Source organism: Reyranella sp. GW821-FHT14A01 (assembly GCF_058803965.1).
On sequence record NZ_JBXAPM010000028.1, the window covers coordinates 32,995 to 45,611 of the forward strand.

Annotated in this window: 4 protein-coding genes; all 4 read left to right on the plus strand. The window is 65.4% G+C overall.

Annotated features, from left to right (window positions below; all coding sequences use genetic code 11):
* Position 1 precedes the first annotated feature (1 nt).
* Positions 2-712, plus strand: a complete 711-nt coding sequence (locus AC1ROX_RS30450) for an acetyltransferase (protein ID WP_493132498.1) — start codon at positions 2-4, stop codon at positions 710-712.
* A 17-nt stretch (positions 713-729) separates the two neighbouring features.
* Complete coding sequence (locus AC1ROX_RS30455; RefSeq protein WP_493132500.1) at positions 730-1,905, plus strand: GTP-binding protein; 1,176 nt, start codon at positions 730-732, stop codon at positions 1,903-1,905.
* A 160-nt stretch (positions 1,906-2,065) separates the two neighbouring features.
* Positions 2,066-10,471: a DUF4082 domain-containing protein gene (locus AC1ROX_RS30460; protein ID WP_493132502.1), complete on the plus strand. Its 8,406-nt coding sequence runs from the start codon at positions 2,066-2,068 to the stop codon at positions 10,469-10,471.
* 404 nt (positions 10,472-10,875) lie between these two features.
* Positions 10,876-12,617: hypothetical protein (locus AC1ROX_RS30465; RefSeq protein ID WP_493132504.1), on the plus strand; the 1,742-nt coding region annotated here is incomplete at its 3' end.

The window sequence follows — 12,617 nt, forward strand, 5'->3', positions numbered from 1 at the left end:
GGTGCGTGTCGTCATCCTCGGCGCGTCGGGCAACGCACTCGATATTCTCGACATCATCGATGCGCTCGGCGCACCCTGGCATGCGGTCGGCGTGCTGGATGATGAACGCCGCAAAGGTGCCGGATTTGCCGGGCTGCCTGTCTTGGGTCCTCTGGCGGGGGCCGCGTCCATGGCCGATGTCGCCTTCGTCAACGGCATCGCAAGCGAACGGACCCATCGCCGCAAGCTGCGGATCATCGCCGGCACCGGCCTCGACGACGAGCGCTTCGTCACGCTGATCCATCCCCTCGCCGCGGTGTCACGCCGCGCCAAGATCGGGCCCGGCAGCTGCATCGGGCCGGGCTGCGCGATCTCTGGCCAGGTCGAGATCGGCGCTCATGCATGGCTCGGCAGCCACGCGGTGATCGGCCACGACTGCGTGCTGGGTCCGGGTGCGACCGTGGCGCCCTCCGCGATCCTGGCCGGTGGTGTGACAGTCGGGGCACAGGCCTATATCGGTTCCGGCGCCGTGCTGCGGCCGGGTATCACGGTGGGAGAAGGCGCCCTGATCGGCATGGGCGCCGTGGTGCTCAAGGACGTGCCGGCCGGTTTCGTCGTTGTCGGCAACCCGGGCCGGCGGCTGATGCAGTCGACCGCCCCGAACGGCGCGCTCGGCCAGATGCCGCATGGCCGGATGGATATCCCTCCTCCCGGCCTCCTGCGGCAGGAATAAGGCTCTCGGGGTCCAGCATGCCCGGCAGGTTGCCCGTCACCGTCCTGTCCGGCTTCCTCGGCGCCGGGAAGACGACGCTTCTCAACCATGCGCTGCGCAACCGCGAGGGCATGCGGATCGCCGTCATCGTCAACGACATGTCCGAAGTGAACATCGATGCGGAGCGTGTGCGCCTGGACGGTCCCGAGGTGTTGCGGCGCGACGAGCACCTGGTCGAGATGACCAACGGCTGCATCTGCTGCACTCTCCGCGGCGACCTCCTGACCGAGGTGCGTCGCCTGGCCGCCGACGGGCGCTTCGACTACCTGCTCATCGAATCGACCGGCATTTCCGAGCCGCTGCCCGTGGCTGCCACGTTCGACTTCCGGGACGCGGCCGGTGTCAGCCTTTCCGATGTCGCCCGGCTCGACACGATGCTGACCGTGGTCGATGCCGCCAACCTCACCCGCGATTTCGCAAGCCGTGACTTTCTGCGTGATCGCGGCCAGCAGCGCGACGGCGAGGACAAGCGCGCCCTGGTCGAGCTCCTCGTCGATCAGATCGAGTTTTCCGACGTCATCGTCCTCAACAAGGCGAGCAGCGCAAGCCCCGGAGAGCTGGCCGATGCACGCCGCATCATCCGCAGTCTCAACCCCGCCACCCGGTTGATGGAGACCGACTTTTGCGAAATCCCCCTGGCCGATGTCTTCGCCACCGGCCTGTTCGATTTCGAGAAGGCGCGCACCCGGCCGCTCTGGGTTCAGGAGTTGAACGGTCACGAAGCGCATACTCCCGAATCCGAGCAATACGGCATCGAATCCTTCGTCTGGCGCGCGCGACTCCCGTTCGACGCGCGACGGATCCAAGCCGCCCTGTCCGGCGCCATGCCCGGTGTGCTTCGCGCCAAGGGCTGGTTCTGGATCGAGGCCGACCCCAACCTGATCTTCGAGTACAGCGTCGCCGGCGGCCTGACCGACATACATCCGCTCGGTCGCTGGTGGGCGGCGACTCCGCAGAAGGACTGGCCGACCGCCGCCGAGGCCGTGTCCCGGATCCATGCAAACTGGCGCGCGCCGTTCGGCGATCGGCGACAGGAACTCGTCTTCATCGGAACCGGTATGGATCGCGCGGCGATAACGGCAGCGCTTGAGAAGTGTCTTGTCTCGCGGTCCCACGACACAGGTCTTCCAACAAGGTCACGACGTTCCCACTGAATATTGGGAGTACCCCGGATGTACTCGCGCCTCGACGTTTCGTCTAAGGCAAACTCACCGATCACAGGTCCAAAGAGAGGCGGCGATGACACGGAGAGTCGTGCTTGCTGGCGAGTGATTTCACCCTGTCCTCTCGTCAATGCGTGGTTGCGAGGCCTACATGAATAAAATCGTGGAAGAGAACGCGATCGTCGAAGGTCGTACGGATATCTCCTACTGGGACGTGCCGCACAGCACGGAGATCGAAGGCTTCGCCACCGATATGAGCGTCAACGCCGGCACGCGCGTCGACTTCAAGATCAACATCGACAGCGGCGCGGGCAGCGACTATCGCGTCGAGATCTTCCGCCTGGGTTACTATGGCGGCAGCGGCGCCCGCGAGGTTGCCGAGTGGACGAACACCAACGCCACGGTCCAGCCCGACGCGCTCGTCGATGCGTCGCGTGGCCTTGTGGACGCCGGCAACTGGTCGGTGACCGACAGCTGGGACGTGCCGGCCGATGCCGTCTCCGGCGTATACCTTGCCCGCCTGCAGCGGCTGGATTCGAACGGCGATCCGATCAACGGCGCCGTCAACCAGATCCCCTTCATCGTGCGCAACGACGGAGAGGCCCACGACATCGTCCTGCAAACCTCCGACACGACATGGCAGGCTTACAATGCCTGGGGCGGCAACAATGGCGAGGTCGGTGCCAACCTCTACGGCGACAAGAACGGCAGCATCAACTGGGAGCCGATCGACGGGGCCGGCAACTTCTCGCAGGATCGCGCCTACGCCGTCAGCTACAATCGCCCCTTCATCACCCGCGACGGCACCGGCCAGGTCTCGGGTCCGCAGGACTACCTGTTCGGCGCCGACTACGCGGCCATCTACTGGCTCGAGAAGCAGGGATACGACGTCTCCTACATCTCCGGAGTCGACACCGATCGGCTGGGCGCTGATTACCTCAAGAACTACCAGTCGTTCATCTCGGTCGGCCATGACGAATACTGGTCGGGCGATCAGCGCGCGAACGTCGAGGAAGCCCGCGACGCCGGCGTGAACCTGCTTTTCTGGAGCGGCAACGAAGTCTACTGGAAGACTCGCTGGGAGACGGCCTACAGCGCCGACGGCACGGCCTATCGCACGCTCGTCTGCTACAAGGAGACGCTCGCGGTCGCCGACACAAGCGCCGGCCCGGAGGACTATTACAACCTCGATCCGACCGACATCTGGACCGGAACGTGGATGGATACCCGCTTCCACGGCAATCCCTTGGCCGGCGGCGGAAATCCTCAGGATGTGGATCCGATGACGGGCTTAAATCCTGCCTGTCATTGTGCCCAGAATCAGCTTACCGGCCAGCTCTTCGGCCCCGACGGCACGGGGCAGTTCGGCGGGGCGCTCGACGTTCCCTCCAACTATGGCAACATGCGCTACTGGCGCGACACCGCCGCCGCGAATGGCGGCGAACTGAACATGGCGCCGGGAATCATCGGCTACGAGTGGGACACCGCGCCTGACGACAACATGCGTCCGGCTGGCCTCATCAAACTGTCCGAAACGACCCTGCCCTGGGACGGCATCCTGATCGACCAGGGCAACACCACCGTGCCCGGCGTTGCCACGCACACCCTGTCGCTCTATCGCAGCCCGAGCGGCGCGCTGGTCTTCGGCGCCGGGACCGTCTTCTGGTCGTGGGCGCTCAGCGACCTGCACGACAGCTCGCCCTACGGCGCCTCGATCGAGAACCTCGACATCCAGCAGTTCACGATCAACATGTTCGCGGACATGGGGATCCAGCCGGCAGTTGCCGACGCCTTTCTGATCTCGCAGGGACTGAAGCGCGCCACCGGCTCGTCCGACACCACGGCCGCGGTGGCCTCGATCAACGACCTTCCCGATACGGTCGAGGCGTTCAGGTCGGTGGCAATCAGCGGCACCGCGACCGACAATGACGGCAATCCGTCGACGTCCGACGGCATGGTCGCCGCAGTCGAGGTCTCGGTCGATGGTGGCACCACCTGGAAGCTGGCCAATACCACCAACAATTGGGCGACCTGGAGCTACAACTGGGTCCCGACGGCGCAAGGGGCCCAGGCGGTCAAGGCGCGCGCGATCGACGACAGCCTGAACGTCTACAACCTCACCCCGGACAGTGAAGCCGTCACCGTCACCGCGCCGACCGCCTTCAGCTTGTTCAGCGGTGCGACGCCGCTCTCGCCGTTCCTGAACAACGACGAGATGACGTTGGAGCTCGGCATGCGCTTCTCCGTCGACCGTGCCGGAAGCGTGACCGAGCTCAAATACTGGCGCGGCAGCGGCGACGCCATCGACACCGACGTACGGGAGGGCCATCTCTGGCGTGCCGACGGCACCCTGATCGCCACGGCAACCTTTACCTCGGGCCTGGGCCAGGCCGGCTGGCAGGTCGCCACCCTGTCGGCACCCGTCACGCTGATCGTCGGCCAGCAATACGTCGTCTCCTACCGCACCAACGACAACTATGTGTCGACGGACGGGTTCTTCGTCGACGCGAACGACGTCGCCTTCGACGGGCTCGACAACAATTCCTTCTGGGGACTCGGTGGCGTCGTCCGTGCCGTCCAGGACGGCGTCAGCGGCACGAACGGCGTCTACCACTACGGCGACGGAGCGCCGGTCATGCCGTCGCTATCGTTCAATGGCGCCAATTACTGGGTCGACATCACCTTCGACTCCACCAATGCACCGTCGAACTCGCCCCCGGTCATTACGTCGGCCGCCGCGCTGACCTCGACGGAGAACCGGCTTGCCGCCGGCACCATTACGGCAATCGACGCCAATGGCAACCCGCTGACCTACGCCATCACTGGCGGCGCCGACGCCGCGCGCTTTGCGATCAACGCCTCGACCGGAGCGCTGAGCTTCGTGTCTGCGCCGGACTACGAGACGCCGGCCGACGCGGGTGGCAACAACGTCTACGACGTCACGGTCAGCGTCAGCGACGGCATCGCGCCGGCCGTGAACCAGGACGTTACCGTCACGGTCACCAATCTTGCCGAAAACGGCGGCGGCAGCTCCAACGTCTTCGCCCCGACCGACGTGCCGGTGACCACCCAGACGACCGACTCGACCGACTACGAGCTCGGCATGAGGTTCACGGCGAACGCCGCGGGCTCCATCACCGAATTGCGCTACTACCGCGGCACGGCGGATGCGAACGACACCGACACGCGCGTCCTGAACCTGTGGAACGCCAACGGCGACCGGCTTGGGTCGGTCACGGTCACATCGACCGCCGGCGAAAGCGGTTGGCAGGTCGGCGCTCTCACCGCACCGATCACGGTGCAGGCCGGCGCGACCTACATCGTGTCCTACGGGACCACGCAGAACTACGCTTTCACCGAGAACTACTTCAACACCGCCCACACCGGCCCCGACGGTCTCCTGATCGCCGGCGTCAACGGCGGCGTCTTCGCCGACGGCACGCCGGGCGTCTTCCCCACCGCCACCTGGAACGCCTCGAATTACTGGGCCGACGTCACCTTCGTCCCCGGCACCGCGGCCAACACCGCGCCCGTCATCACTTCGGGCGCCACGTTCACCTCGCCGGAGAACCGGACGGCCGTGGGCACGATCGTCGCGACCGACGTCAACGGCGACGTGCTCGCCTATGCCATCACCGGCGGCGCCGACGCCGCGCGCTTTGCGATCAACGCCTCGACCGGAGCGCTGAGCTTCGTGGCCGCGCCGGACTACGAGACGCCGGCCGACGCGGGTGGCAACAACGTCTACAACGTCACGGTCAGCGTCAGCGACGGCGTCGCGCCGGCCGTGAACCAGGCGGTTGCCGTCACCGTCACCAATCTTGCGGAAAGCGGCGGCGGCAGTTCCAACGTCTTCGCCCCGACCGACGTGCCGGCGGCGACCGAGACGGGCGATCCGACCGACTACGAACTCGGCATGCGGTTCACGGCGAACGTCGCGGGCTCCATCACCGAATTGCGCTACTACCGCGGCGCGGCGGATGCGAACGACACCGACACGCGCGTCCTCCACCTTTGGAGCAGCAGTGGTGCGTCGCTCGGATCGGTCAGCGTCACCTCGACGGCAGGTCAAACGGGCTGGCAGGTCGGCACGCTGGCGGCGCCGATTTCGGTTCAGGCTGGCGTGACCTATGTCGTGTCCTACGGAACCACGCAGAACTACGCCTTCACCCAGAATTACTTCAATACCGGCCACACAGGACCGGATGGTCTGCTGACTGCCGGTCCAAACAGTGGCGTCTTTGCCGACGGTACGCCCGGTGTCTTCCCGACCGCCACCTGGAATGCGTCGAACTACTGGGTCGACGTGACCCTCGTTCCCGACACGGTCAACAACGCGCCGGTCTTCACTTCGGCCGCGGCGCTCACCTCGCCCGAGAATCAGCTCGCTGTCGGCACCGTCACAGCGAGCGATGCCAACGGCAATCCCCTCACCTACGCCATCGCCGGCGGCGCCGACGCCGCGCGCTTCGCCATCAATGCCTCGACCGGAGCGCTGAGCTTCGTGTCCGCCCCCGACTACGAAACCCCAGCCGACGCGGGCGGCGACAACATCTACAATGTCACGGTCAGCGTCTCCGACGGCATCGCGCCGGCCGTGAACCAGGCGATCACCGTCGCCGTCACGGACGTCGCCGAGGCACCGCCCAACAGCCTACCGGTCTTCACCTCGGCCACGGCACTCACCTCGCCGGAGAACCAGCTGTCCGTCGGGACCGTTACCGCGACGGATGCCAACGGAAATCCGCTCACCTACGCCATCGCCGGTGGCGCCGACGCCGCACGCTTCACCATCGACGCCGCGACCGGCGCGCTGAGCTTCGTGTCCGCGCCCGACTATGAGGTTCCAGCCGACGCGGGCGCCGACAACATCTACAATGTCACGGTCAGCGTCAGCGACGGCATCGCGCCCGCCGTGAACCAGGCGATTACCGTCGCCGTCACCGATGTCACCGAGACACCGCCCAACAGCGCACCTGTCTTCATCTCGCCGGCTACGGTCTCCGCTACCGAGAACCAGCTTATCGCCGCCACGCTCGCCGCAACCGATATCGACGGCGACGCGCTCACCTATGCCATCGCGGGCGGCGCCGACGCCACGCTCTTCACCATCGATGCCGCCACCGGCGTGCTGAGCTTCGTCTCCGCTCCGGACTACGAGGCCCCGGCCGACACAGGCGCCGACAATGTCTACAACATTACGGTCAGCGTCACCGACGGCCTGTCTCCTGCGATCGAGCAGGCATTGGCAATCACCGTCACAAACGTCGCCGAGAACAGCGCACCGGTCTTCACCTCGCCGACCACCGCCTCGGCTGCCGAGAACCAGCTCGTTGCCGCAGCCCTCAGCGCCACCGACACAAATGGCGATGCACTCACCTACGCCATCGCCGGCGGCGCCGACGCCGCACGCTTCACCATCGACGCCATCACTGGCGTGCTGAGCTTCGTGTCCGCCCCCGACTTCGAGACGCCGAACGACGCCGGTGCCAACAACACCTACGACGTCACGGTCAGCGTCAGCGACGGCTTCGCGCCGGCCGTGACCCAGGATCTGGCGATCACCGTCACCGACGTTGACGAGACGCCGCCCAACAGCGCGCCCGTCTTCACCTCGCCGGCCACCGCCTCGGCTGCCGAAAACCAGCTCGTTGCAGCAACGCTCAGCGCCGCCGACACAAATGGCGATGCACTCACCTACGCCATCGCCGGCGGCGCCGATGCCGCGCTCTTTACCATCGATGCCACCACCGGCGCGTTGAGCTTCGTGTCCGCCCCGGACTATGAGGCGCCGGGCGACGCCGGTGCCGACAACGTCTACGACGTCACGGTCAGCGTCAGCGACGGCATCGCGCCGGCCGCGACCCAGGATCTGGCGATCAGCGTCACCGACGTTGACGAGACGCCGCCCAACAGCGCGCCCGTCTTCACCTCACCGGCTACAATCTCCGTCGCCGAGAACCAGCTCGTTGCCGCAACGCTCAGCGCCACCGACACAAATGGCGACCCGCTCACCTACGCCATCGCCGGCGGCGCCGACGCCGCACTCTTTACCATCGATGCCGAGACGGGTGTGCTGAGCTTCGTCTCCGCCCCCGACTTCGAGGCGCCGGGCGACGCCGGTGCCGATAACATCTACGACGTGACGGTCAGCGTCAGCGACGGCATCGCGCCGGCCGTGACCCAGGCAATCGCCGTCGCCGTCACCGACGTCGACGAGACGCCGCCCAACAGCGCGCCCGTCTTCACCTCGCCGGCCACCGCCTCGGCCGCCGAGAACCAGTTCGTTGCCGCGACGCTCAGCGCCACCGACACCAACGGCGATGCACTCACCTACGCCATCGCCGGCGGTGCCGACGCTGCGCTTTTTACCATCGACGCCACCACTGGCGTGCTGAGCTTCGTGTCCGCCCCCGACTTCGAGACGCCAGGCGACGCCGGTGCCGACAACGTCTACGACGTGACGGTCAGCGTCAGCGACGGCATCGCGCCAGCCGTGACCGAGGCGATCGTCGTCACTGTCACCGACGTCGACGAGACGCCGCCCAACAGCGCGCCCGTCTTCACCTCACCGGCTACAATCTCCGTCGCCGAGAACCAGACCGTCGCTGCCACGCTCGCAGCGACCGATGCCGACGGCGACCTGTTGAGCTACGCCATCTCGGGCGGCGCCGACGCTGCGCGCTTCACCATCGACGCTTTGACCGGCATACTGAGCTTCGTGTCCCCGCCCGATTTCGAGGCACCGGGCGACGCAGGCGGCGACAACGTCTACGACCTGGCGGTCACCGTCAGCGACGGTACCGCACCTTCCGTCGCACAGGTCCTGGCCGTCACCGTCACCGACATCGCCGACACCAACCTTGCACCGACGATCTTGCCCATCGCCGCGCCCAATACCAACGAGGACGTAGCAGGCCCCGTGCAGATCGACTTGCTCACCGGGGCCGCCGATCCGGAGGACAATCCCATCACTGTGATGTCGCCGGTCTCGGTGACCTCGTCGAACGCCGCCCGTACCGTGGCCTTCACCATCTCGGCGGCGGGCGTACTCAGCTTCGATCCGGCCCAGTTCGGCGCGCTGAACATGGGCCAGTCCGAATTGCTGACCGTCAGCTACCAGATCAGCGACGGCGTCAATGCCGGCGTGACGAACAGCGCGACGATTACCGTCGAAGGACGTGACGAGGTCGTCCCCGGCCAAATCATCAACGGCTCGTCCGGCAACAACACCCTGACGGGCGGACAGGGCAACGACACGATCAATGGCCGCGGGGGCAACGATACGATCCGCGGCAACGGCGGCAACGACACGATCGACGGCGGCACCGGCGCCGACAATATTGACGCCGGGGCCGGAAACGATCTGATCCTGATCGCCGGAGGTGAAGCGTCTTCCGATACCATGGCTGGCGGGCTCGACACCGATACGGTCAGGATTACCGGGACGGCCGACACAGTCCTGACGGGCACGTCGCAGATGAGCGGCATCGAGATCTTCGACGGATCGGGCCTATCGCTGCGCGGCACAAGTGCCGCGAACACCTTCAACTTCAGCACCTACACGGTGACGAACCTCGCCGGCATCCTGACGCTTGCCGGCAACGACACCGTGCTTGGGTCAGGTGGCGCAGACATCATCAATGGTGGTAGCGGCACGGACAATATCAACGGCGGACTGGGCAATGACACGATCCGCGTCACCGGTACGGAGGCGCAGGCCGACACAATAGCCGGCGGCGACGGTACCGACACGCTGCAGATCTTCGGCTCGGTCGATCTGACGCTCAACGGCACCTCCACGATCACCGGCATCGAGATCCTGGACGGCGGGGGCCGGTCAATTGTCGGCACCGGCAGCACCAACATCTTCGATCTGTCGATTTTCGACACGGTGACGAACCTCGCCGGCGTGCGAGGCCTGGGCGGCAACGACACGCTGATCGGCGGCAACTTCGCCGACCGGCTCGACGGCGGCTCCGGTGCCGACACGATCCGCGGCGGCGCGGGCGACGACACCATCGTCGTGCGCACCAACGAAGCGGTGAACGACACGATCGACGGCGGCGCCGGTACCGGCGACCGTCTGCTGGTCGACGGGAGCAGCAACCTGTTGCTTACCAACACCGGTCGAATCACAGGCATCGAACGGCTTGAAGGCGGCGGCGGCGCCATCGTCGGTTCTTCGAGTGCCGACACGCTCGACTTCTCCGGTATCGCAATCTCCGGCATTTCGTCTATCCAGGGTGGCTCCGGTGCCGATAGAATCGCCGGTGGCACCGGCGATGATGTGTTGATCGGCGGTCTCGGCAACGATTCGTTCGTCTTCCGCGTCGATGCGCCTGCAGGCGCCGACCGGATCACCGACTTCGATGTCCTCGGCAACGATGTGATCCGCCTCGTCGGCTTCAGCCCGTCATCGGATCTGGCTGGCGCCACCACATTCGACTCTCAGGGCGCGCTGATCGACCTGTCCGACATCGGCGGGAGCGGCACCATCCGCCTGACCGGTGTGACGTCGCTCAACTTCACGACCGAGGACTTCCTCTTCGTTTGACGTTATGCCGACGCGACCGGAATGAAGAATGACCAGATGGTTGATTCATTCCGATCGCGCACCACGATGCCACTCGGCCTCCACAATAACCTTCGTCACACGCCGCGTGCATGAGCAAGCTCGTTCATATCGACGGACCTCTGTCCGCTTCATGGGATGTGCGAGTGATTGCGTTCACTTCTTCTCGCAACAGCTGACCACTCTTTGGTCACTTCTGTTTGCGAGGCGCGAGCGGTAAGCCAGATCGCGCGACTGGAACTCTGCTGAGAGTTCCACATCGAGGGCCCTTCCCAGGAGCGATGGCTCGAGGTCATTGCAATAGTGGGACTTGCAACGCGAATGTGCGCCACCCATGCGCCGACAGCGCGGCACGGCGGGGCCGAACTTCCTAGGGGCGTACAATCATGGCCACTCTCAATGTCGGTGCCGGACAGACCTATGCGACTGTTTCGGCGGCGGTAAATGCATCGCGCGACGGCGATGTTATCGCCGTACGAGCGGGTACTTACGTGAATGACTTCGCGACGATCACCAAGGACATCACGATCACGGGTGTCGGCGGCATGGCGAACTTCGTGGCGACCGTCCCGCCGCCCAATGGCAAAGGCATCTTCGTCGTAAACGGTGACGTTTCGATCGAAAATCTCAGCTTCTCCGGCGCCGCCGTGTCCGACATGAATGGTGCGGGAATACGCTACGAAGGCGGCAACCTCGTCATCAGCGACAGCTATTTCCACCACAACCAGGACGGCCTCCTGGCGGCCGCGGATCCAAACGGCACGATCCGCATCGTCAATTCGGAGTTCGCCTACAACGGCGCCGGCGACGGCCAATCGCACAACATCTATGTCAACAACATCGCCTCGCTGGTGATCGACAACAGCTATTTCCATGATGCCTCCATCGGACATCAGATCAAGAGCCGCGCTCAATCCACGACCGTCACCAACTCCCGCATCTATGACGGTACTGGTACGGGCAGCTACAGCATCGACCTGCCCAACGGCGGCAAGGGGATCATCCGTGACAACGTGATCCAGCAGGGACCCAATACCGACAATCCGAGCATCATCCACTACGGTGGGGAGAGCGCGGCCTATGCCGGCTCGAGCCTGGTCATCGCGGACAACGTGTTCGTCAACCAGAAGTCCGGTACCGCCCTCCTGCTCAACAATGCCACGACGGTCACCGGCACGTTGAGCGGCAACTCGGTCTATGGCCTTTCCGCAAGCCAGATCACAAACGCCGGTGAGACCACATCCGGCACGACCTACCTGTCCACGAGCCCCACGCTCGACACCAGCGCACCCTGGCTTGATGACGGTGACGGCGGTTCCGGCCCCTCCCCCACACTTGGCACTGCTGGCGCCGACAAGCTCGTGGGTACCGCCGGGGCCGACACGATGACGGGGCTCGCCGGTAACGACGAGTATGTCGTGAACCATGCCGGCGACGTCGTGGTCGAGGCAAGCGGACAGGGTACCGACACGGTGTTGAGCTCGGTGAGCTATACGCTGCCTGCCAATGTCGAGAACCTGACGCTGACGGGCAGCGGCAACATCAACGCCACGGGCAACGAGCTGGCCAATGCGCTCATCGGCAACGCCGGCAACAACACGCTCGATGGCGGTGCCGGTGCCGACACGATGACGGGGGGCGCTGGCAACGACATCTACCGGGTCAATCACGCCGGCGATGTGGTCGTCGAGTCGGCCGGCCAGGGCACCGACACGGTGCAGAGCTCGGTGAGCCATACGCTGTCTGCCAATGTCGAGAACCTGACGCTGACGGGCAGCGGCAACATCAACGCCACGGGCAACGCACTGGCCAACGTGCTCACCGGCAACGCCGGCAACAACACGCTCGATGGCGGCGCCGGTGTCGACACGATGACGGGTGGCGCAGGCAACGACATTTACCGGGTCGACCATGCCGGCGACGTCGTCATCGAAGCGAGCGGACAAGGCACTGACACGGTGTCGAGCACGGTGAGCTATACACTGTCGACAAACGTCGAGAATCTCACGCTGGCCGGCAGCGCCAACATCAACGGCGTGGGCAACGCCTTAGCCAACGTCCTGACCGGCAACGCAGGCAACAATGTGCTCAATGGCGGCGCCGGTATCGACACGATGACGGGCGGGAC

Excerpts from the sequence above, each read along its gene's own strand:
- AC1ROX_RS30455 (WP_493132500.1), top strand. The coding sequence starts at position 730 with ATGCCCGGCAGGTTGCCCGTCACCGTCCTGTCCGGCTTCCTCGGCGCC.
- AC1ROX_RS30460 (WP_493132502.1), top strand. The coding sequence starts at position 2,066 with ATGAATAAAATCGTGGAAGAGAACGCGATCGTCGAAGGTCGTACGGAT.